At 65.3% G+C, this 21,427-nt stretch carries 19 protein-coding genes; 10 read left to right on the top strand and 9 right to left on the bottom strand.

From position 1 onward, the window contains the following. Positions 1-51 precede the first annotated feature (51 nt). Genes OKW30_RS15835 through OKW30_RS15820 form a run of 4 tightly spaced genes read right to left on the bottom strand, consistent with a single transcriptional unit; the run spans position 52 to position 3,925 of the window. Positions 52-825 carry a PqiC family protein gene (locus tag OKW30_RS15835; protein ID WP_429347073.1) on the bottom strand — a complete coding sequence of 258 codons (774 nt, stop codon included), beginning with the start codon at positions 823-825 and terminating at the stop codon, positions 52-54. Beyond that, positions 822-2,483 (bottom strand): intermembrane transport protein PqiB, encoded by a 1,662-nt coding sequence (locus OKW30_RS15830; RefSeq protein WP_184067222.1) that lies wholly within the window; start codon positions 2,481-2,483, stop codon positions 822-824. The genes OKW30_RS15835 and OKW30_RS15830 overlap by 4 nt, the downstream gene beginning before the upstream one ends. Beyond that, positions 2,476-3,126 carry a paraquat-inducible protein A gene (locus OKW30_RS15825; protein WP_184034548.1) on the bottom strand — a complete coding sequence of 217 codons (651 nt, stop codon included), beginning with the start codon at positions 3,124-3,126 and terminating at the stop codon, positions 2,476-2,478. Before OKW30_RS15825 ends, OKW30_RS15830 begins: the two co-directional genes overlap by 8 nt. Before the next feature lie 7 nt (positions 3,127-3,133). Continuing rightward, positions 3,134-3,925: a paraquat-inducible protein A gene (locus tag OKW30_RS15820; protein ID WP_429347072.1), complete on the bottom strand. Its 792-nt coding sequence runs from the start codon at positions 3,923-3,925 to the stop codon at positions 3,134-3,136. A 449-nt stretch (positions 3,926-4,374) separates the two neighbouring features. Here OKW30_RS15820 and OKW30_RS15815 point away from each other — a divergent pair, with 449 nt between their 5' ends. From OKW30_RS15815 to OKW30_RS15800, 4 genes are all read left to right on the top strand, one after another. Beyond that, entirely contained in the window at positions 4,375-4,935 is a 561-nt protein-coding gene (locus OKW30_RS15815) for a cytochrome b (RefSeq protein ID WP_187611133.1), read from the top strand. An 8-nt stretch (positions 4,936-4,943) separates the two neighbouring features. Further along, positions 4,944-5,507, top strand: a complete 564-nt coding sequence (locus OKW30_RS15810; RefSeq protein ID WP_184067231.1) for a YceI family protein — start codon at positions 4,944-4,946, stop codon at positions 5,505-5,507. 111 nt (positions 5,508-5,618) lie between these two features. Next, positions 5,619-6,188, top strand: a complete 570-nt coding sequence (locus OKW30_RS15805; protein WP_184034536.1) for a YceI family protein — start codon at positions 5,619-5,621, stop codon at positions 6,186-6,188. 269 nt (positions 6,189-6,457) lie between these two features. Continuing rightward, positions 6,458-7,735, top strand: a complete 1,278-nt coding sequence (locus OKW30_RS15800; RefSeq protein ID WP_187618935.1) for an MFS transporter — start codon at positions 6,458-6,460, stop codon at positions 7,733-7,735. A gap of 114 nt (positions 7,736-7,849) precedes the next feature. Here the strand turns inward: OKW30_RS15800 and secF are convergent, their stop codons facing one another. From secF to queA, 5 genes are all read right to left on the bottom strand, one after another. Then, positions 7,850-8,800: a protein translocase subunit SecF gene (secF, locus tag OKW30_RS15795; protein ID WP_184034530.1), complete on the bottom strand. Its 951-nt coding sequence runs from the start codon at positions 8,798-8,800 to the stop codon at positions 7,850-7,852. An 18-nt stretch (positions 8,801-8,818) separates the two neighbouring features. Then, positions 8,819-10,912 carry a protein translocase subunit SecD gene (gene secD / locus OKW30_RS15790; RefSeq protein WP_429347071.1) on the bottom strand — a complete coding sequence of 698 codons (2,094 nt, stop codon included), beginning with the start codon at positions 10,910-10,912 and terminating at the stop codon, positions 8,819-8,821. 116 nt (positions 10,913-11,028) lie between these two features. After that, entirely contained in the window at positions 11,029-11,358 is a 330-nt protein-coding gene (yajC, locus tag OKW30_RS15785; RefSeq protein WP_184034524.1) for a preprotein translocase subunit YajC, read from the bottom strand. Between the two features lie 195 nt (positions 11,359-11,553). Further along, positions 11,554-12,744 (bottom strand): tRNA guanosine(34) transglycosylase Tgt, encoded by a 1,191-nt coding sequence (gene tgt / locus OKW30_RS15780; protein ID WP_429347070.1) that lies wholly within the window; start codon positions 12,742-12,744, stop codon positions 11,554-11,556. 114 nt (positions 12,745-12,858) lie between these two features. After that, the gene (gene queA, locus OKW30_RS15775; RefSeq protein ID WP_429347069.1) at positions 12,859-13,917 is read right to left on the bottom strand and encodes a tRNA preQ1(34) S-adenosylmethionine ribosyltransferase-isomerase QueA; all 1,059 of its coding nucleotides are present in this window, start codon (positions 13,915-13,917) and stop codon (positions 12,859-12,861) included. A 189-nt stretch (positions 13,918-14,106) separates the two neighbouring features. Here queA and recG point away from each other — a divergent pair, with 189 nt between their 5' ends. The 6 genes from recG to ubiA all read left to right on the top strand — a co-directional run bounded on the left by recG (position 14,107) and on the right by ubiA (position 21,379). Beyond that, positions 14,107-16,443 carry an ATP-dependent DNA helicase RecG gene (gene recG / locus OKW30_RS15770; protein ID WP_429347068.1) on the top strand — a complete coding sequence of 779 codons (2,337 nt, stop codon included), beginning with the start codon at positions 14,107-14,109 and terminating at the stop codon, positions 16,441-16,443. A gap of 102 nt (positions 16,444-16,545) precedes the next feature. Beyond that, positions 16,546-17,505, top strand: a complete 960-nt coding sequence (locus tag OKW30_RS15765; RefSeq protein WP_187627301.1) for a LysR substrate-binding domain-containing protein — start codon at positions 16,546-16,548, stop codon at positions 17,503-17,505. A gap of 410 nt (positions 17,506-17,915) precedes the next feature. Then, positions 17,916-19,370: a catalase gene (locus tag OKW30_RS15760; protein WP_429347067.1), complete on the top strand. Its 1,455-nt coding sequence runs from the start codon at positions 17,916-17,918 to the stop codon at positions 19,368-19,370. A gap of 96 nt (positions 19,371-19,466) precedes the next feature. Continuing rightward, positions 19,467-19,631, top strand: a complete 165-nt coding sequence (locus OKW30_RS15755) for a hypothetical protein (RefSeq protein ID WP_184034506.1) — start codon at positions 19,467-19,469, stop codon at positions 19,629-19,631. A 153-nt stretch (positions 19,632-19,784) separates the two neighbouring features. Then, positions 19,785-20,282 (top strand): Dps family protein, encoded by a 498-nt coding sequence (locus OKW30_RS15750; RefSeq protein ID WP_184034504.1) that lies wholly within the window; start codon positions 19,785-19,787, stop codon positions 20,280-20,282. A 233-nt stretch (positions 20,283-20,515) separates the two neighbouring features. After that, entirely contained in the window at positions 20,516-21,379 is an 864-nt protein-coding gene (gene ubiA, locus OKW30_RS15745) for a 4-hydroxybenzoate octaprenyltransferase (protein WP_429347066.1), read from the top strand. Positions 21,380-21,427 lie beyond the last annotated feature (48 nt).

Genomic DNA, 21,427 nt, shown 5'->3' with positions numbered 1-21,427 from the left:
GGATCAACACGCGTGTGCACGCGGGCACCGGGCTCGCGCCAGCCGGGCCTGTCAGGCGCCGGCTCCCGCGGCCGTCCCCGCCGAAGGACAGGGCGGCACGGCCGGCGCCGCAGCCGGTCTGGCCGAAGACGAAGGCCGGCCCGTCGTGTTCGTGGAAGCGACGGCCGTTGCCGCCATCGCGCGCACGCCCATCGCGATCTGTGTCGACACTTCCGCGAGCGCGCGCCGATGTCCATCGACGAGCGCGTCGTACCCGCCGCCAACCGTCTCGCTGACCACGCTGCGACAGGTCATCACCGCATTGCTGCGCACGGCCCGCACGCTCCACACCGCATCGATCAACGCATGCGAGCCGGGCCACGACTCGAAGCGCTGCACGTTCATGGCGATCCGGTACACGGCCGCGTCGTCGGGGTGCGCGGTGCCGAACGTATCGATGGTGCCGAGCTGCTGCGTCAGATTCGTCGACAGCGCGCGGCGGATTTCATCGCCGGGCAGCGACGCCCAACGCTCCTGTTCGAGCAACTGCACCTGAGTCGGCCCGGTCTGCACGACCAGCTGATTTCTCGCCACCTGCGGCGGCACGTTGACCGGCGCGACTTCGATCAGCCAGGCAGGCGCGGCGCTCGTGCGCGCGACGGCCGGCGCGGTGCCATGCGCGGCGGTGCTTGCGCTATCCGCGCCACCCAGCGTATAGAAACGGCTCGACGGCGACGAGCACGCCGCGATGGCGAGAGCCGCAGCCAATGCGGTGCCGAACGCGACGCCGCGTACGGCACCGCGCACGAGCGCGCGCGGCGGACGGGGGAGCCGGGCAAACATCATGGTTTATCTCCTGATTTACCGCGCAACAGTGATTCGGGATGACGCTCGAGGTAGTCCGACAGCGCGTTCAGCGACTGCAACGTGCGCGTCAGTTCCTGCAACGCCTGATGAACGTCGGACTGCATCGGCGAATCCTGCTGCAAGGTTGCCTGGGCCGAACTGAAGGTCTGCTTCGCGGCCGTCAGCGTGTCGCGCGCCTGCGGCACGACTTCGTTGTCGAGACGCGAGAACAGCTGGTCGGCGTTCTTCAGCGCGGTGTTCAGATTCGCGCCGATCTGGTCGAACGGCACCTTGTCGAGCTTCTTCGCGATGTCGGCGACCTGCAGCTGCAATTCGTCGAGCGTGTTCGGAATGGTCGGCAGCTCGAACGGATCGGTCGTCACGTCGACCTTGGCCGGCGGCGCTTTCGGGAAGATATCGAGCGCCACGTACAGCTGGCTCGTGATCAGGTTGCCGGTGCGCAACTGGCCGCGCAGGCCGTGCCTGACGAGTTCCTGCAGCAGGTTCTCGCCGGCGAGCGTGCCCGGCTGCGGCGAGCTCTCGCGGAAGCGCTTGCCGAGGCGGTCCGGGTACAGGTTCATCGTGACCGGCATCGTGAAGCTCTGCGTCTTCGGATCGTAGTCGATGCCGATATTGGTCACCTGGCCGAGCACGATGCCGCGGAAATCGACCGGCGCGCCGATCGACAGCCCGCGCAGCGACTGGTTGAAGTTCATCACGACGCGCAAGGGCACGCCGTCTGGTTCGCGCATCGCGTCCGCTTCGTCCGAGCCGAGGCGGAAGGTCTGGTTGTTCGGCGCCTGCGGGCCCATGTTCTGGCCGGGCGGCGACTGGAAAGACAGACCGCCGACGATCACTGTCGCGAGCGACTGCGTATTCAGCTTGAAGCCGCTCGAATCGAGCCGCAGATCGACGCCGCTCGCATGCCACCAGCGCGTGTTGGTGCCGACGTACTGGTCGAACGGCGCCGACACGAACACCCGCATCGTCACGCCGGTGCCGTCCCTGTCGAGCGAGAAGCCGACCACCTGACCGACCTGCACGCGCCGGTAGAAGATCGGCGAGCCGATGTCGATCGAGCCGAGCGAATCGCCGTGCAGCGTGTACTGGTGGCCTTTCTGGTCGCCGGTGATGGGCGGCGGCGTTTCGAGGCCGACGAAGTTGCTCTCGCTTTCGGTCGAGCGGCCCGCGTCGGCGCCGATGTACGAACCCGACAGCAGCGTGGTCAGACCCGACACGCCGCTCGCGCCGACGCGCGGACGCACCACCCAGAAGCGCGAGTCCTTGACCGCGAACTTTCCGCCTTCCTTGGTCAACTGCACCTGCACGAGCACGTGCGACAGATCCTGCGACAGCGTGATCGTCTTCACCGCGCCCACGTCGACGTCCTTGTACTTGACCTTGGTCTTGCCTGGCTCGAGCCCTTCCGCGCTGATGAAGCTGATCGTGATCACGGGCCCGCGCTCGGTCACCGACCTGATCACGAGCGCGATGCCGATCAGCGCGGCAATCAGCGGAATCACCCAGACGAGCGACGGCAGCCAGCGGCTGCGTGGCTCGATCTCGGGGTCGGGCAGTTGGGGCGGCAGTCTGGGTCCGTTCGAATCGTTGCGCGGCGCGTCATCGGAAGCGGGCGTCGGTCCTTGCGGGCTAGTCATGGTCGAGATCCTGAGGTGTTGGGGTACGGCTTTCCACGGGGTCCCAGATGAGTCGTGGATCGAATTGCATGGAGGCCAGCATCGTCAGGATCACGACCGAGCCGAACGCGATCGCGCCCGGCCCGGCCGTGATCACGGCCAGCGATTTGAAACGCACGAGCGCCACGGTGAGCGTGACGACGAACACGTCGAGCATCGACCAGCGGCCGATCCGCTCGACCATCCGGTACAGCGTCGTGCGCTGTTGCGGACGCCAGCGCGAGCGGCGCTGAGCGGTGACGGTGAGCAGCACGAGCACCGAGAGCTTCAGCATCGGCACCAGGATGCTGGCGATGAACACGATCATCGCGAGCGGCCAGTCGCCGGAGGTCCAGAAATAGACGACGCCGCTCATGATGGTGTCGTCCTCGGAGCCGAGCAGCGACGACGTATGCATCACCGGCAGCAGATTCGCCGGGATATACAGCAGCGCCGCGGCGATCAGCAGTGCCCATGTGCGCATCAGGCTGTCGGGGTTGCGCGAGTGCAGATGCGCGCCGCAGCGGCCGCAGTGCTGCGGCGTGACCGAGCGGATGCGCGGTTCGACGCGCCCGCACGAATGGCAGGACAGCAGGCCCGCGCGTTTCGCGGTGACGTATTTCATCGTGGGCTCATCCTTCGCGCGGCGTGGGCGGCAAGCCGGGCGGGGTGCCGTCCGCCGTGCTGTTGGTTGTGCCACCAGCGCTGCCGCTGGTCGAGCCCGCGACGCGCGCGGACGGCGCCGGCGGACCGGCGAGCGAGCCGACCGCGACCGCCGCGCTGTCGGCCGACGTGCACGGCAACGGCCGATCGCCGCTCGCGTCGATCTCGTCGGCGACATCCCACAGCACGCGCGGATCGAATGTGACGACGACCGCGAACATCAGCGTCAGCGCGCCGAACGCGAACAGCGCCGCCTCGGGAATCACGCGCGCGAGGCTCACCATCTTCACGATCGTGATCAGCACGCCGAGCATGAACACTTCGATCATGCCCCACGGCCGCACGAACTGGATCGCGCGCAGCACGCGATTGAAGTGCGCGGGCACGTAGCCGGCGCGTAGCGGCACCAGCACGTACAGCAGCGCGACGAGTTCGGTGAACGGAAAGAGGATCGTCGAGCAGAACACCATCACGGCGACGATCTCCATGTCCTCGCCCCACAGCGCGACGAGCGCGCCGAACAGCGTAGTCTGTGACGTGATGCCGTTGGTTTCGAGTTCGACGATCGGAAAGCCCTGCGCGATCACGAACGTGATCAGCGCGGCGAGCGTCAGTGCGCAGATCGCGTCGAGCTTGCGCGAGACGCCGCGATAGAGCGTCGCGCCGCAGCGCGGACAACGCGCGGCGACGCGCCCGACAAGCCGTGGCTTGCGGAACAGCGTATCGCATTCATGGCACGCGATCAGGTTGTCATGTTCCATGCGGCAGATGGGCTAACGACGTAGTGGCGGCGTGCAAGGCCTGCTCGTTTCGAGGGGTCGGACGGCGGTGAGCAGCAATAGTACCAAACGCGGCCTCGCGACCGACGCGAGCCGCGCGCGGCGCGGGGCGTGGCGCCGTCCCCCGCGCGCGCTGGTCCGGGCCTGAGATGGCGTCGCTTCGGGGCTTTCGGTCCCCGAATCGTTCAACGCAAGGGCGGTGACGCGGCGCCCTGGGGCCATTGCAGCGCAAAATTCGGGCCCGTTCCGCCGACGCGCTCCAGCCAGCTTTTCGCGCTTGGGGTAGCATGGCGCCCGTGGCATGCCCGGTGGCCTTTTGTGGCGATGACGTCCGCCGCATCGGCCGCGCGCGCCGCGCCGATGCGCGGCGGTGATCGCGGAATAGCTGGCCGCGGCGCGCCGTTAACTTCTAACTCCTGCGTTGATCTGTCATGACACTCAATCCATCGTTCGGTACCCGGGAGTCGTACACGCGGACCGCCATCGCGTTTCACTGGCTGATCGCACTGCTGATCGTCTGCGGCTTTGCGCTCGGCTGGGTGATGACCGACATCCCGGGCTTCACGCCCACCAAGCTGCGCTATTTCTCGTGGCACAAATGGATCGGCGTGACCGTGTTCGCGCTCGCGATCGTGCGCATCCTGTGGCGCGCGACCCACGCCTCGCCGCCGATGCCGCGCCGCATGCCCACCTGGCAGCGTGGCGCCGCGCATGTCACACATCTGTTGCTGTACGTGCTGATGATCGTGATTCCCGTGTCCGGCTATCTGTATAGCTCGGCGGCGAACGTGCCGGTCGTCTACCTCGGGCTGATTCCGCTGCCGCGGATCATCGCGCCCGATCCGCACCTGAAGGAAGTGCTGAAGAACCTGCACATCGCGTTGAATTACACGTTGCTCGTGCTGGTCGCGCTACACACCGCGGCGGCGCTCAAGCATCAATGGCTCGATCGCGACGGCCTGCTGTCGCGCATGATCCCCTTCCTCAAATAAGGACAACCATGAAGGGTTCGTTTTATCGCTACATGCTGGCCGCGTTCGCAGCGGCGTCGCTGAGCGCCGCGGGCGCGGCGCTCGCGCAGGTCGACGTCGCGAAGAGTTCGGTGACGGCTACCTCGAAGCAGATGAACGTGCCGGTCGAAGGCAAGTTCAACAAGTTCACGGCGCAGGTCAGCTTCGATCCGGCCAAACCGACGGCCGGCAGCGCGCAGCTCGACATCGACGTCGCCAGCTACGATCTCGGCGACGAGAGCTACAACGAGCAGGTGCGCGGCAAGGAATGGTTCGACGCGAAGACCTTTCCGAGCGCGACGTTCGTGTCGAGCGCGATCGCGCCGGCCGGCGGCAGCCAGTTCAAGGTGACCGGTAAGCTGACCATCAAGGGCAAGTCGGAGACGGTCGTGGTGCCGGTCACGGTCGGCCAGCAGGGCGCGATGCAGACCTTCGACGGCGCGCTGCCGATCAAGCGCTCGCAATTCGACATCGGCACCGGCGAATGGAAGGACACATCGGTCGTCGCCGACGAGGTAGTGATCAAGTTTCATATCGTCGCCGCGCGCAAGTAACGCGCACGGCGTGCGCGAGGTCCGCCGCGCCACGTGGGGCGCGGCCGCTTTCCCACCGCAGGTTGCACCGCGATTTTCAACGCAAAACAGGAGCACGAATTGAAAACGTCCATATTGATCGCTGTTGGCGCGCTGGCTTCGTCGCTGTCGCTCGGCGCCTTCGCCGCCGATACCTATCTGCTTGATCCGATGCATACGTTTCCGAGCTTCGAGGCCGACCACTTTGGCGGTCTGTCGATCTGGCGCGGCAAATTCACGAAGACCACGGGAACGGTGACGCTCGATCGCGCGGCCAAAACCGGCACCGTCGACGTCACCGTCGATCCCGCTTCGGTGCAGACCGGCAACCCGAAGCTCGACGATCACCTGAGGGCCGCCGAGTTCTTCGACGTCGAGAAGTATCCGACCGTGACCTACAAGGGCACCGAGATCAAGTTCGACGGCGACAAGCCCGTCGAGGTGATCGGCACGCTGACGATTCGCGGCATCACGAAGCCGGTGAATCTGAAGATCGATTCGTTCAAGTGCATGCAACACCCGGTCCTCAAGCGCGAAGTCTGCGGCGTCGAGGCGAGCACCGAATTCAATCGCGCCGATTACGGCATGGAGTTCGGCGCGAAGTACGGCTTCAGCATGCAGACGCGCCTGCATATCCAGTCGGAAGGTATCAAGCAGCAGTAGGGGCGCCGGCAGCTGTTGCGATTCGATCCGCGCTGCGCCGCAATACGAAAACCGCTTCGGTCGTTCACCGACGAAGCGGTTTTTTGTCGCCCGTTGCGAACGCCTCGGCCATGGTGGCGCGCCTCGGCCATTTGTCGCTCGCATCACTTTTATTTTTTCAGTTAAATAGAGCGCAAGCAGTCATGCCGGTGCTGCGCGTTGCCGGGATGGCCTGGGCGGACGTTATGCGTTCGTGTCGATAAATATTTCGCGCAGTACAGGAGATCTGGATGAATGCAACGACAGCAGCAAGCGTCGCGGGAAGCCGGCAGAATTCGTGGCGCGCGGTGGTGGCCGCCTCGATCGGCAACGCACTCGAATGGTTCGATCTCGTGGTGTACGGCTTTTTCGCCGTGACCATCTCCAAGCTGTTTTTTCCGGCCGGCAACGAGACCGTATCGCTGCTGCTCACGCTCGGCACGTTCGGCGTGTCGTTCTTCATGCGGCCGCTCGGCGCGATCGTGATCGGCGCGTACTCGGACCGCGCCGGGCGCAAGGGGGCGCTCACGCTTTCCATCCTGCTGATGATGAGCGGCACGCTGATCATCGCGATTTTGCCGACCTACCAGAGCATCGGTCTCGCCGCGCCGCTGATCCTCGTGCTCGCGCGGCTGATGCAAGGCTTCTCGGCCGGCGGCGAATTCGGCAGCGCGACTGCGTTTCTCGCCGAGCACGTGCCGGGCCGGCGCGGCTTCTACGCGAGCTGGCAGATGGCGAGCCAGGGTCTGACGACGCTGCTCGCGGCCGGTTTCGGCGCGTTGCTGACCGGCCAGCTGTCGCCGGAACAGATGGCATCGTGGGGCTGGCGCGTGCCGTTCTTCTTCGGTCTGCTGATCGGGCCCGTTGCATTCTACATCCGCACCAGGCTCGACGAGACGCCCGAATTCCTCGCCGCCGAAACGACGCAGACGCCGCTGCGCGATACGTTCGCGACGCAGAAGCTGCGGCTCGTGATCGCGATGGGCGTGGTGATCCTCGGGACCGTGTCCGCGTATCTGATGCTGTTCATGCCGACCTATGGCGTGCGGCAACTGGGGCTCGCGCCGTCGGTCGCGTTCTCGGCGATCGCGGTGACGGGTCTGATCCAGATGGTGTTCTCGCCGGTGGCCGGGCATTGGTCGGACCTGCATGGACGCACACGCATCATGCTGGGCGCGGCCGTGCTGCTGTTCGTGCTCGTCTATCCGGCGTTCGCGTTCCTGATCGCGCATCCGAGCTTCGGCACGCTGATCGTGTGGCAGATCGTGTTCGGTTTTCTCGTCAGCGGCTACTTCGGCGCGACGCCGGGACTGCTGTCGGAGATATTCCCGGTGCAGACGCGCACGACCGGCATGTCGCTCGCGTATAACATCGCGGTGACGATCTTCGGCGGCTTCGGGCCGTTCATCATCGCGTGGCTGATCAGCGCGACCGGTTCGAAGGCAGCGCCGAGCTACTACGTGATGTTTGCCGCGCTGCTGAGCATCGCGGCGCTGATCGGCGCACGGCGCAAGCTGGGGTTCCGCTAGGGCCTGAACAGGCCCTGGGAACGAGGCGGTAACGACGGCGTACGTAAACGCAAAAGGCCGGTTCGACAGAACCGGCCTTTTTTATTGTGCGCATCCTCAGCGGTTACGCGCGCATCAAACCTGGGCGCCCGCGTTCGGATCGTCCGGATCGACGCGTTCCTTCTTGTCCTTGATCAGGTCTTCGCGCTTGACGCCGAACCACATGGCAAGAGCCGCGGCGACGAACACCGACGAGTAGATACCGAACAGAATACCGACCGTCAGCGCGAGCGCGAAGTAGTGCAGCGTCGGGCCGCCGAACAGGAACATCGACAGCACCATCATCTGCGTACAGCCGTGCGTGATGACGGTTCGCGACATCGTGCTGGTGATTGCGTGGTTGATCACTTCGATCACGGTCATCTTGCGTTCGCGGCGGAAGGTTTCGCGAATCCGGTCGAAGATAACGACCGACTCGTTGACCGAATAGCCGAGCACCGCGAGCACCGCGGCCAGCACCGACAGCGAGAACTCCCACTGGAAGAACGCGAAGAAGCCGAGAATGATGACGACGTCGTGCAGGTTGGCGATCACGCCGGCGATCGCGTACTTCCATTCGAAGCGGAACGACAGGTAGATCACGATGCCGGCCACCACGCAGGCGAGCGCGAGCAGACCGTCGGTGGCGAGCTCCTTGCCGACCTGTGGACCGACGAACTCGACGCGCTGCAACTGCACTTCCGGCGTGTCGGCCTTCAGCGCGCCCATCACCTGGTCGCTCTGCTGCGCGGACGTGTAGCCCGTCTTCAGCGGCAGACGGATCAGTACGTCGCGCGAGGAGCCGAAGTTCTGCACCTGCGCGTCGGCATAGCCGAGCTTGCCGAGCGTGTTACGCACCGGGTCGAGCGGCACCGCGCCCGGATACTGCACCTCGATCACGGTACCGCCGGTGAATTCCACCGACAGATGCAGCCCGCGATGCACGAGGAAGAACACGGCGGCGAGGAAGGTGATCAGCGAGATCGCGTTGAAGATCAACGCGCGCTGCATGAACGGAATGTCTTTACGGAAACGGAAAAATTCCATGGTCTTGTTCTCCGGGACTCAGCGGGATGAACCCGGTTTATGCCGCGTCGAGTCATTCGACGTCGGCGTGCCCGGCGCATTGCGGCGACGCACGGTCGGCTTCGCGCGACCCTTCGCGCCGGCCGCGGCCGGTGCCTTCGAGCTTGCCTTCGCGCTCGCCTTCGCCGTGGCGATGGCCTGCGCGGTGTCGGTCGCGGCGTCGCTGCCGCCGAGGGTGTTGCCGGCATATGCGGCCGAGCCTGCCGCCGCCGTTTGCGGACGCCACACCTGGCCGATGGACAGCGACTTCAGCTTCTTCTTGCCGCCGTACCAGAAGTTGACCAGGCCGCGCGAGAAGAACACCGCCGAGAACATCGACGTCAGAATGCCGATACAGTGGACGATCGCGAAGCCGCGCACCGGACCGGAGCCGAACGCGAGCAGCGCGAGGCCGGCGATCAGCGTGGTCACGTTCGAGTCGAGAATCGTCGCCCATGCATGCGCGTAGCCGTTCTGGATGGCCAGTTGCGGCGGCGCGCCGTGGCGCAGTTCCTCGCGCACGCGCTCGTTGATCAGCACGTTCGCGTCGATCGCCATACCGAGCGCGAGCGCGATAGCGGCGATACCCGGCAGCGTGAGCGTGGCCTGCAGCATCGACAGCACCGCGACCAGCAGCAGCAGGTTCACGGACAGGCCGACCATCGAGATCACGCCGAACAGCATGTAGTACGCGCTCATGAATACGGCGATGGCCGCGAAGCCCCACACGACCGAGTGGAAGCCCTTCTTGATATTGTCGGCGCCGAGGCTCGGGCCGATCGTGCGTTCCTCGATGATTTCCATCGGCGCGGCGAGCGAACCGGCGCGCAGCAGCAGCGCGAGGTCGGCGGCCGCTTGCGGGGTCGGCTGGCCGGTGATCTGGAAGCGGTCGCCCAGTTCCGACTGAATGGTCGCGACGGTCAGCACTTCGCCCTTGCCGCGCTCGAACAGCACCATCGCCATTGGCTTGCCGATGTTGTCACGCGATACCGCGCGCACCGCGCGGCCGCCGGCCGAGTCGAGACGGATATTGACCGACGGACGCTGATGCTCGTCGAAGCCCGCCGACGCGTCGATGATGCGGTCGCCGGTGAAGATCACCTGCTTGCGCAGCAGCACCGGCGTCTGGTTGCCTTGCGTGAAGAGTTCATCGCCCGGCGGCACCGGCTCGTTCGGGTTCGGATGCGTGTTGACCGGATCGGCGAGGCGCGCTTCGAGCGTCGCCGTACGGCCGATGATGTCCTTCGCCTTCGCGGTGTCCTGCACGCCCGGCAGCTCGACGACGATGCGGTCCGTGCCCTGTTGCTGGATCACCGGCTCGGCCACGCCGAGTTCGTTCACGCGGTTATGCAGCGTCGTGATGTTCTGCTTGAGCGCGGCTTCCTGCACCGCGCGCTGCACGGCCGGCGTGAAGGTGCCGACGAGCTGCACGCCGCCGTCCGCGCCGGTGTTCGGCTGCGACGCCCACTGCAGTTCGCTGACGCTGCGGCCGAGCAGCTTGAGTGCCGCGTCCGCCGTGGCCTGGTCGGGCAGATTCACCACCACCGACTGGTTCACGCGATTCACGCCGCCGTCGCGCACGTTGTTGTCGCGCAGCAGCGTGCGCACGTCCGAGGCGTCCGAGTCGAGCTTCTTGTTCAGCGCGCCGGCCATGTCGACCTGCAGCAGGAAGTGCACACCGCCGCGCAGGTCGAGACCGAGGTACATCGGCAGCGCGCGCAGCGCGGTCATCCAGGTCGGCGACGCGCTTTGCAGGTTCAGTGCGACGACGTACTGCGGATCGTTCGGGTCGCTATTGAGCGACTTCTGCAGCAGGTCTTTCACGCGCAACTGCGTGTCCGTGTCCGTCAGGCGCACGCGGATGTTCGCGTTGTTCTGCGAGTTGTCGAACGTGATTGCGGTCGGCTTGATGTGATTGGCCGCGAGCGCGGCTTCGATCGACGCTAGCGTGGCGGCGTCGAGTCTGACCGTGGCCTTGCCGCTCGACACCTGCACCGCCGGCGCTTCGCCGTACAGATTGGGCAGCGTGTACACGAGGCCGATGACCAGAGCCACCAGCATCACGGCGTATTTCCAGAGGGGGTAGCGATTCATGAGTGGTCCAACGGGAAGGTTGGCTTGGATGCGATGCGTCCGGCGATGAGCGCGGGCCGTTCAGCGAACTGCCTGAACCGCCGGCGAGGCCGCACCGGACGCGGGGAGTGCAGGCCTTACAGCGACTTGATCGTGCCCTTCGGGAGAATTGTCGTGACCGACGCCTTTTGCACGGTGACTTCCGTGCCTTCCGAGATTTCGATGCCGACGTAGGCTTCGCCCACCTTCGTCACCTTGCCGACGATACCGCCGTTCGTCACGACTTCATCGCCCCTGGCCATCGCTGCGAGCATGTTGCGATGTTCCTTCTGACGCTTCATTTGCGGGCGAATCATGATGAAGTACAGCACGCCGAACATCAGGATCAGCGGCAGGAAGCTCATCAGGTTCGATTCGATACCACCTGCTGCTGCGCCTTGCGCGAAGGCATTGGAAATGAACGACACGTTGGTCTCTCCGTTATCAGTCAAACGATCAAAAAAATCAGCCGATTATTCTACCACCGGCCACACGCGCGCCGGCGCGGCGAATCGGCTTTGGGATCAACCGTTTAAAGGTCCGATTCGGGGCAAATTCAGCGGCCGGCGAAAGTAAATTGTAAGTTGTCCGCGTGCGGCATGCGCAATCCATGTGGCGGGCCGTCAGGACGACGGTTCGACGCCGCGCGCGCGGTCTTCGTGGAAACGCTTGCGGAATGTCTCGAACAGTTTCGCCTCGATCGCATCGCGCATTTCCTGCATCAGTTCCAGGTAGTAATGCAGGTTGTGGATCGTGTTCAGCTGCGCGCCGAGAATTTCGCCGACGCGATGCAGATGATGCAGATAGCCGCGCGTGAAGTTGCGGCAGGTGTAGCAGCCGCATTGCTCGTCGAGCGGGCGCAGCGAGTTCCTGTGGGTCGCGTTGCGGATCTTGATGTCGCCGAAACGCGTGAAGAGCCAGCCGTTGCGCGCGTTGCGCGTGGGCATCACGCAGTCGAACATGTCGACGCCGGCCGCGACGCCGGCCACCAGGTCTTCCGGCGTGCCGACGCCCATCAGGTAGTGCGGCTTGTCGGCCGGCAGCTTCGGGCCGATGTGGTTCAGGATCCGCATCATGTCTTCCTTCGGCTCGCCGACCGACAGACCGCCGATCGCGAGGCCGTGGAAGTTCTTCTCCGCGAGGCCGGCGAGCGACTCGTCGCGCAGATCCTCGAACATGCCGCCCTGCACGATGCCGAACAGTGCATTCGGATTGCCGAGGCGCTCGAATTCGTCGATCGAGCGTTGCGCCCAGCGCATCGACATGCGCATCGATTCGGCGGCTTCCGTGTGCGAGGTCGGGATGTTGTCGGTCGCGTACGGCGTGCATTCGTCGAACTGCATCACGATGTCCGAGTTCAGCAGCTTCTGGATCTGCATCGACACTTCCGGCGACAGGAACAGCCGGTCGCCGTTGATCGGCGACGCGAACGTGACGCCGTCCTCGGTGATCTTGCGCAGGTCGCCGAGCGAGAACACCTGGAAGCCGCCCGAGTCGGTCAGGATCGGCTTCTTCCAGCCCATGAAGCCGTGCAGGCCGCCGTGCGCCTCGATGGTTTCGAGGCCGGGTCGCAGCCACAGGTGAAACGTATTGCCGAGGATGATCTGCGCGTGCATTTCGTCGAGCTCGCGCGGCTGGACCGCCTTCACGGTGCCGTAGGTGCCGACCGGCATGAAGATCGGCGTCTCCACCACGCCGTGATTGAGCGTGACGCGGCCGCGGCGCGCGAGGCCGTCGGTGCCGAGCAGTTCGAATTTGAGGCCGTTCTCGGGGCGCTTGTGGGCAGGCTGTTGCGAGGGATGACCAAGGGTCATGGGGATCACTCCTGGGCGACCGGAAAACAGTCCGGCGCAATCAATGAAAACCGCCACGAGGGATCGCGGCGACTAGGAAAACTGCCAATACGCTGAAGCAGTGCGCGAACCGGCTCATGCATCGCGCCGCGTGAGCAGCATCGCGTCACCGTAGCTGAAAAAACGATAGCGCTCGTCGATCGCATGACGGTACGCGGCGCGAATCGTCTCGACGCCCGCGAACGCCGACACCAGCATCAGCAGCGTAGATTTCGGCAAATGGAAGTTCGTGACCAGCCGGTCGACCACGCGGAACCGGTAGCCCGGCGTGATGAAGATGTCGGTTTCCGCGCTCGCCGCGCCGAGCGGATGGCCGGCGGCTTCGGCGTCGCGCGCGGCGGCTTCGAGCGCGCGCATCGACGTCGTGCCGACCGCGATCACGCGGTTGCCGCGCGCTTTGGTCGCGGCGATCTTGTCCGCGAGCGCTTGCGGCAGGTGATACCACTCGCTGTGCATCTTGTGCTCGGCGATGTTTTCGACGCGCACCGGCTGAAACGTGCCCGCGCCGACGTGCAGCGTCAGCGTCGCGCGGTCGATGCCGAGGGCGTCGAGCCGGGCGAGCAGCGTGTCGTCGAAGTGCAGGCCGGCGGTCGGCGCGGCGACCGCGCCCGGGTTCTGCGCAAATACGGTCTGATAGCGGGTTTCGTCGGTCGCGTCGGGGTCGTGCTCGATGTACGGCGGTAGCGGCAGACGGCCGTACTGCTCGATCAGCGTCAGGCAGTCGTCGGGGAAACGCAGCGTGTAGAACTGATCGACGCGCTCGCCGACGGTGACGTCGAACGCATCCGCGAGACGGATCGTCGTGCCCGCCTGCGGGCTCTTGCTCGCCCGGATCTGCGCGAGCGCGCTGCGCTCGCCAGTCAGGCGCTCGACCAGCACTTCGATCTTGCCGCCGCTCGACTTCTGGCCGAAGAAGCGCGCCTTCAGCACTTTGGTATCGTTGAAGACGAGCAGATCGCCCGGCGCGAGGCACTCGGGCAGTTCGGTGAAGCGGCGGTCGAGCAGGCGCGCGGCGCCGTCGGCGGCGCCTGCGGCGTCCACGTCGAGCAGACGGCTTGCGCTGCGCTCGGGCAGCGCGACTTGCGCGATCAACTCGGGCGGCAGATCGAAATCGAAATCGGAAAGCGTAAACATGCGAACGACTGGAAGCGGGTTGGGACTGATTTGGGACTGAATTGAGCCGAAGCCGGAGCCGGGCGGCTATGATGGCGGGACGCCGAAGCGGCCCGCGCGCTTTGTGCCGCATCCTGCCTGCGCTGGACGCGCGAAGGGCGGCACGACTTCTTTTCGACAGCACCCGATATTGTACTTGCGAAGCAGCCTATGCCTTTGTCCGACCGCCGATCGTCCGTTGCCACCCTCGAAGCGGGCGCCGAACCGCGGCGCCGCGGTGCGCGGGCGGAGGCGGGGGAGCGGGATGCGGCGGAAGATGGCGCGCAAGGCGGCATGATGTCCGCCGGCCACGATGCCGGGCGCGACGGCGACAAGCCCGGCGGCCACGCGGGCGACCCGCCGGATCAATTCGCCGCCGACCGCGCGAGCGACGACAAACCCGCCGCCAAAACCAAAGGCGCGGCAAAAGCCGCCGCCAAAGCCCCGGTCAAAACCGCCGACAAGCTCGCCAAACTCGGCCTCACACGCGACATCGACCTCGTGCTGCATCTGCCGATGCGCTACGAAGACGAAACCTCGCTGACGCCGATCGGTCACTTGCTGCCCGGCGGCATCGCGCAAGCCGAAGGCGTGGTGTTCGACAATGAGATCGCCTATCGCCCGCGCCGGCAGCTGCTCGTGAAGCTGCGCGACGCCGACGGCGACGAACTCGTGCTGCGCTTTCTGAATTTCTACGGCTCGCAGGTCAAGCAGATGGCGCCCGGCGCGCGCCTGCGCGTGCGCGGCGACGTGCGGGGCGGCTTCTTCGGCATGGAGATGGTGCATCCGACCGTGCGCGTCGTCGATGAAGACACGCCGCTGCCGCAGGCGCTGACGCCGGTCTATCCGAGCACCGCGGGCGTGTCGCAGGCGTATCTGCGCAAGGCGATCGACAACGCGCTCGCGCGCACGTCGCTGCCGGAGCTGCTGCCCGCGCCGGTCGCGCGTGCGTTTCTCGAACCGCTCGGCGTGCCGGCGCTGATGGACGCGGTGCGCACGCTGCATCATCCGGGCCCGCAGTCGGACGAAACGGCGCTGATCGACGGCACGCATCCGGCCTGGGTGCGCATCAAGTTCGAGGAGCTGCTCGCGCAGCAGATGTCGCTGAAGCGCGCGCACGACGAGCGGCGCACGCGCGCCGCGCCGGCCATGCCGCGCCGCAAGCTCGGCGACGAGTCGGCGCTGGTCGCGCGGCTGCTGAAGGCGCTGCCGTTTTCGCTGACGGCCGCGCAGCAGCGCGTCGGCGGCGAGATCGCGCTCGACCTGACGCAGCCGCATCCGATGCAGCGGCTGTTGCAGGGCGACGTCGGCAGCGGCAAGACGATCGTCGCGGCGCTCGCCGCCGCGCAGGCGATCGACGCCGGCTACCAGGCCGCGCTGATGGCGCCGACCGAAATTCTCACCGAGCAGCACGCGCGCAAATTGCGCGGCTGGCTCGAGCCGCTCGGCGTGAATGTCGCGTGGCTCGCGGGCAGTCTGAAGACGAAGGAGAAGCGCGCCGCGATCGAAGCGGCCGCGCTCGGCACCGCGCAGCTCGTGATCGGCACGCACGCGATCATCCAGGACGCGGTCGAGTTCGCGCGCCTCGGACTCGTGATCGTGGACGAGCAGCATCGCTTCGGCGTCGCGCAACGGCTCGCGTTGCGCGCGAAGGCGCAGGGCGCCGCCGACGGCGCGGCCGACTTCCAGCCGCATCAACTCATGATGTCCGCGACGCCGATTCCGCGCACACTCGCCATGACCTACTACGCGGACCTCGACGTCTCCACGATCGACGAACTGCCGCCCGGCCGCACCCCGATCCTCACGAAGCTCGTGTCCGACGCGCGCCGCGAAGAGGTGATCGGCCGCGTGCGCGAGGCGGCGTTGACGGGGCGCCAGGTGTACTGGGTGTGTCCGCTGATCGAGGAAAGCGAGACCCTGCAGTTGCAAACCGCGGTCGAGACCTACGAGACGCTGGTGGCCGCGCTGCCCGAGCTGAAGGTCGGGCTGGTGCACGGGCGCCTCGCGCCCGCCGAAAAGGCCACGGTGATGGACGCGTTCTCGCGCAACGAGATCCAGCTGCTGGTCGCGACCACGGTGATCGAAGTCGGCGTCGACGTGCCGAACGCATCGTTGATGGTGATCGAGCATGCGGAGCGCTTCGGTCTCGCGCAGCTGCATCAGTTGCGCGGACGCGTGGGGCGCGGCAGCGCCGCGTCGGTCTGCGTGCTGCTCTACACCGGACCGCTGTCGATGACCGCCCGCGCGCGCCTGCAAACGATGCGCGAAACCACCGACGGCTTCGAGATTGCCCGCCGCGACCTCGAAATCCGCGGGCCTGGCGAGTTCCTCGGCGCGCGGCAGTCAGGCGCCGCGATGCTGCGTTTCGCCGACCTGCAGAACGATCAGCACCTCATCGAGCCGGCGCGCGAAGCCGCCGCGACGCTGCTCGACCAATATCCGGACGTGGTCATTCAGCATCTGGCGGGCTGGCTCGGCGCGCGCGAGCAGTATCTGAAGGCCTGAGCGCCGTCCCCGCCGCAAGCACAACGGCTAAAAAGTTGGCGAACCGACCCTATAGGTGTATAACTAGAACCTATCGAATCCATCGGACTGATTGATCCCCGAATGACGCTCACCGAATTGAAATACATCGTGGCGGTGGCCCGCGAGCGGCACTTCGGCCGTGCCGCCGAAGCGTGTTTCGTCAGCCAGCCCACGCTGTCCGTCGCCATCAAGAAGCTCGAAGACGAGCTGAACGTGCAGATTTTCGAGCGCGGCACCAGCGAGGTCAGCGTGACGCCGATCGGCGAACAGATCGTTACGCAGGCGCAACGCGTGCTCGAGCAGACGCTCGCGATCAAGGAAATCGCCAAGCAGGGCAAGGACCCGCTGCTCGGTCCGCTGCGCCTCGGCGTGATTTACACCATCGGGCCGTACCTGCTGCCGACGCTCGTCAAGCAGATGATCCAGCGCGTGCCGCAAATGCCGCTGATGCTGCAGGAAAACTACACGCTGAAGCTGATCGAGCTGCTCAAGCAGGGCGAAATCGACGTGGCGATCATGGCGCTGCCGTTTCCCGAAACCGGGCTGATGTTGCGTCCGCTGTACGACGAGCCGTTCGTCGTCGCGCTGCCGTCCGGCCACGCATGGGAAAGCCGCCCGAAGATCGACCCCGACGACCTGAAGCAGGAAACCATGCTGCTGCTCGGCAGCGGTCACTGCTTCCGCGATCACGTGCTCGGCGTGTGTCCCGAGCTGATGCGCTTTTCGCAGAACGCCGACGGCATCCAGAAGACCTTCGAGGGCTCGTCGCTCGAAACGATTCGTCATATGGTCGCAAGCGGCGTCGGCATTACCGTGCTGCCGCGCATGTCGGTGCACGAGGTCAAGCCACATGCGGGCGGTATCGACGCGGGCCTGCTCAGCTATGTCGCGTTCGACGAGCCGGTGCCCGATCGCCGCGTCGTGCTGGCATGGCGCAAGAGCTTCACGCGCATGCCCGCGATCGACGCGATCTGCGACGCAATCGCCGCGTGCGACCTGCCGGGCGTCAAAAAGCTCGATCTGCCCGCCGCCGTCAACTGACTCGCCATCATCCGCAGCCGCGCCGGACACCGGTGCGGCCTGCCGCAAAAAGGGCGCAAGCCCTATCGAATAGATTAAAGTAATCAAATACGAATACTCGATAGATGTTGCTATAGTTTCCTCCACGGATCGCCCGATCCCCTTATTCGATAAGGCTCAGCGCCCAGACTCCGAGTCGGGGCGCGAGACAAGCCAGGAGGAAAACACCATGCAAGCGCCTTCACAGCCCATCCACGCTTTTCCCGCGCAACCGGCCACGACGGCCGCCGCGCCGAGTATCCGTACGGTCGCCGTGTCGTTGCTGGCCGACCGGGTGCTGGCCGCCTGACGTGCCTACCCGTGACGGCGTCCGTCGCGCATGGATGCCGCATGCTTTTCCCCGATTCGATAGAGACCACGCAGGAGTGCCCATGTCCGAACGTAAGCTCACCAATGCCGCCGGCGCGCCCGTCGCCGATAACCAGAACTCGATGACCGCCGGCCCGCGTGGCCCCGTGGTGCTGCAGGACGTCTGGCTGCTCGAAAAGCTCGCGCACTTCGATCGCGAAGTGATTCCCGAGCGGCGCGTTCACGCGAAGGGTTCGGGCGCGTTCGGCACGCTGACGGTGACGCACGACGTTTCGCGCTACACGAAGGCGAAGGTATTCGCGCAGGTCGGCCAGGAAACGCCGCTTTTCATGCGCTTTTCGACGGTGGCCGGCGAGCGTGGCGCGGCCGACGCGGAGCGCGACGTACGCGGCTTCTCGATCAAGTTCTACACCGGGGAAGGCAACTGGGACGTGGTCGGCAACAACACGCCGGTGTTCTTCATTCGCGATCCGCTCAAGTTTCCGGACTTCATTCATACGCAGAAGCGTGATCCGTACACGAATCTGCGCAGCAACGTCGCCGCGTGGGACTTCTGGTCGAGTCATCCGGAGTCGCTGCATCAGGTGACGATTCTGATGAGCGATCGCGGCATTCCGAAGAACTACCGGCAGATGCACGGCTTCGGCTCGCACACGTACTCGTTCATCAACGCGAGCAACGAGCGTTTCTGGGTCAAGTTCCACTTCAAGTCGCTGCAAGGCATCGAGAACTTCACCGACGCCGATGCCGCGCAGGTAGTCGCCAATGACCGCGAAAGCGCGCAGCGCGATCTGGTGAACAGCATCGACGCGGGCAACTTTCCGAAGTGGCGCTTCGCAATTCAGGTGATGCCGGAAGCGGATGCGGCGAACTACCGCTTCAATCCGTTCGACATCACGAAGGTGTGGTCGCAGAAGGACTATCCGTTGATCGACGTCGGCACGCTCGAACTGAATCGCAACGCGGCGAACTATTTCGCGGACGTCGAGCAGGCGGCGTTCACGCCGGCGAACGTGGTGCCGGGCATCGGATTTTCGCCGGACCGTCTGTTGCAGGGGCGCCTGTTCTCGTACGGCGATACGCAGCGTTACCGGCTCGGCATCAATCATCACCAGATTCCGGTGAATGCGCCGCGCGTGCCGAACCCGCATTCGTTTCATCGCGATGGCGCGCTGCGCACCGACGGCAATCGCGGCGGCAACGTGAATTACGAGCCGAATCGCTTCGGCGACTTCGTGCAGGACGCGAACGCGTCCGAGCCGCCGCTCGCGGCGGGCGCGGTCGCGCGTTACGAGCATCGCGAGGACGACGACTACTACACGCAGCCGCGCATGTTGTTCGCGCTGTTCGACGACGCGCAACGTGAGCGTCTGTTCGGCAATATCGCGCGACATATCGACGGCGTGCCGCAGGAGATCGTCGCGCGTCAGATCGAGCATTTCCGCCGCGCCGATCCGGCTTACGCGGAAGGTGTGATCGCGGCGCTCGCCGCGTTGCGGGAAGGCAGGAACCGCTAGGCGTCATATACGCGGCGGATGGTAAAGCAGTGGCAAAGTAATCGACGGCGCGGCGCATTGCTGCGCTCCGTCACGAGACGAACCCGGAGTACGATCATGATTCGGATGATGATGGCGAGCATTGGCGGTCGGGCCGCCGCGCCGAGCATGCAGGCGCAATGGCAGGCGTTGATGTTCCGCAAGGCGCTGGGTTTTGCGATCGTCGCGAGCGGCTTTGCGGTAATCGCCGCGCAGGCGTTGCAACACGCGCTGGGCGGCTGAGCGCAGTACCGCCAGAATGGCTGTGCAGCAAGGCTCTCGGGCATGCGTTGCGCAAACCTTGCGGCATTCACGCTACACTGTCGAACGTTTTATTCGTGTTTTCGCTGACCGTCATCTGCCGACCGGTTCGTATCACTCTTCAAAGGAGTCATCATGGCCAAGAAAGAAGCCGCCGCAGCAGTACAGCACGTCAACATCGGGATCAGCGATAAGGATCGCAAGAAGATCGCCGAAGGGCTGTCGCGTCTGCTCGCCGACACCTACACGCTGTACCTGAAGACCCACAACTTCCACTGGAACGTCACGGGTCCGATGTTCAATACGCTGCACCTGATGTTCGAAACGCAGTACAACGAACTCGCGCTCGCGGTCGACTCGATCGCCGAACGCATCCGTGCATTGGGTGTGCATGCGCCGGGCAGCTACAAGGATTTCGCGAAGCTGTCGTCGATCCCCGAAGCGGACGGCGTGCCGGCCGCGGAAGACATGATCCGTCAACTGGTCGAAGGTCAGGAAGCCGTGGTGCGCACCGCGCGCGCGATTTTCCCGTCGACGGAAGCCGCCAACGACGAGCCGACCGCCGACCTGCTCACGCAACGCATGCAGACACACGAAAAGACCGCATGGATGCTGCGCTCGCTGCTCGCCTGATTTGGCGCAACTGAGCCGGTCGAGTCGAGTCCGATGCCGGCGCCGGCATCGCCCGCGCCGTGCTAAAAACGCACAAGCCTCCCTGCACGGGAGGCTTTGTTTTTTGCGCCGCTGCCGCACGACGCACAGATTCGAGCGCGTGGCACTTCGATACGCGGCCGCGCGAATCCTGGGCCGCCGTGCGCTTCCCGTAAAATAGGCGCACCGTGTTCGCACTTCACCGAATTCGTCCCATGTTCGCCCGACTTCCCCTGTATCTGCGCCTCGTGCGCATGGACAAGCCGATCGGCAGCCTGCTGCTGCTGTGGCCGACGCTCAACGCACTGTGGATCGCGTCCGGCGGTCATCCGTCGTGGCAATTGCTGGTGATCTTCACGCTCGGCACGGTGCTGATGCGCTCGGCCGGCTGCGCGATCAACGACTACGCGGACCGCGATTTCGACCGTCACGTGAAGCGCACCGAGAACCGGCCGATCACGTCCGGCAAGATCAATGCGTGGGAAGCGGTCGGGTTGGCAACCGTGCTGTCGCTGGTCGCGTTTCTACTGATTCAGCCGCTCAATGCATTGACCAGGGAGTTGTCGGTGGTCGCGCTGTTCGTCGCCGGCACGTATCCGTTCATGAAGCGCTTCTTCGCGATTCCGCAGGCGTATCTGGGCATCGCGTTCGGCTTCGGTATTCCGATGGCGTTCGCCGCTGTGCAGGATCACGTGCCGCTGCTCGCGTGGGTGATGCTGGTCGCGAATATCTTCTGGGCCGTTGCGTACGACACCGAATACGCGATGGTCGATCGCGACGACGACATCAAGATCGGCATCCGGACGTCGGCGCTGACGTTCGGCCGTTTCGACGTGGCCGCGGTCATGCTGTGCTATGCGGTGACGCTCGGGATTTACGTCGGCATCGGCGTGACGCTCGGGTTTGGTCCGCTGTACTGGCTCGGCTGGGCGGTCGCGGTGGGTTGCGCGATCTATCACTACACGCTGATCCGCCATCGCGAGCGCATGCCGTGCTTTGCCGCGTTCCGTCACAACAACTGGCTCGGCGGCGCGTTGTTCGCGGGGATCGCCGCGCATTACGTGGTGGCTTCGTTTTAATTCGCGTCAGCGCTTTTCTGGCTTCAGACCGCTGCGTTTCTACACGCC

Origin of the sequence: Paraburkholderia sp. Clong3, from assembly GCF_050436485.1 — a bacterium.
In the GTDB taxonomy this organism is placed as follows: Bacteria; Pseudomonadota; Gammaproteobacteria; order Burkholderiales; family Burkholderiaceae; genus Paraburkholderia; species Paraburkholderia tuberum.
This window is presented reverse-complemented; position numbering and strand designations above follow the sequence as displayed.

Coding starts and splice junctions, on each gene's coding strand:
- OKW30_RS15825 (WP_184034548.1), bottom strand. CDS start 3,126: ATGAAATACGTCACCGCGAAACGCGCGGGCCTGCTGTCCTGCCATTCG.
- ubiA (WP_429347066.1), top strand. CDS start 20,516: ATGTTCGCCCGACTTCCCCTGTATCTGCGCCTCGTGCGCATGGACAAG.
- recG (WP_429347068.1), top strand. CDS start 14,107: ATGCCTTTGTCCGACCGCCGATCGTCCGTTGCCACCCTCGAAGCGGGC.
- OKW30_RS15755 (WP_184034506.1), top strand. CDS start 19,467: ATGATTCGGATGATGATGGCGAGCATTGGCGGTCGGGCCGCCGCGCCG.
- OKW30_RS15800 (WP_187618935.1), top strand. CDS start 6,458: ATGAATGCAACGACAGCAGCAAGCGTCGCGGGAAGCCGGCAGAATTCG.
- OKW30_RS15820 (WP_429347072.1), bottom strand. CDS start 3,925: ATGGAACATGACAACCTGATCGCGTGCCATGAATGCGATACGCTGTTC.
- secF (WP_184034530.1), bottom strand. CDS start 8,800: ATGGAATTTTTCCGTTTCCGTAAAGACATTCCGTTCATGCAGCGCGCG.
- secD (WP_429347071.1), bottom strand. CDS start 10,912: ATGAATCGCTACCCCCTCTGGAAATACGCCGTGATGCTGGTGGCTCTG.
- OKW30_RS15765 (WP_187627301.1), top strand. CDS start 16,546: ATGACGCTCACCGAATTGAAATACATCGTGGCGGTGGCCCGCGAGCGG.
- OKW30_RS15760 (WP_429347067.1), top strand. CDS start 17,916: ATGTCCGAACGTAAGCTCACCAATGCCGCCGGCGCGCCCGTCGCCGAT.
- tgt (WP_429347070.1), bottom strand. CDS start 12,744: ATGACCCTTGGTCATCCCTCGCAACAGCCTGCCCACAAGCGCCCCGAG.
- OKW30_RS15750 (WP_184034504.1), top strand. CDS start 19,785: ATGGCCAAGAAAGAAGCCGCCGCAGCAGTACAGCACGTCAACATCGGG.
- OKW30_RS15810 (WP_184067231.1), top strand. CDS start 4,944: ATGAAGGGTTCGTTTTATCGCTACATGCTGGCCGCGTTCGCAGCGGCG.
- OKW30_RS15815 (WP_187611133.1), top strand. CDS start 4,375: ATGACACTCAATCCATCGTTCGGTACCCGGGAGTCGTACACGCGGACC.
- OKW30_RS15830 (WP_184067222.1), bottom strand. CDS start 2,483: ATGACTAGCCCGCAAGGACCGACGCCCGCTTCCGATGACGCGCCGCGC.
- OKW30_RS15835 (WP_429347073.1), bottom strand. CDS start 825: ATGATGTTTGCCCGGCTCCCCCGTCCGCCGCGCGCGCTCGTGCGCGGT.
- queA (WP_429347069.1), bottom strand. CDS start 13,917: ATGTTTACGCTTTCCGATTTCGATTTCGATCTGCCGCCCGAGTTGATC.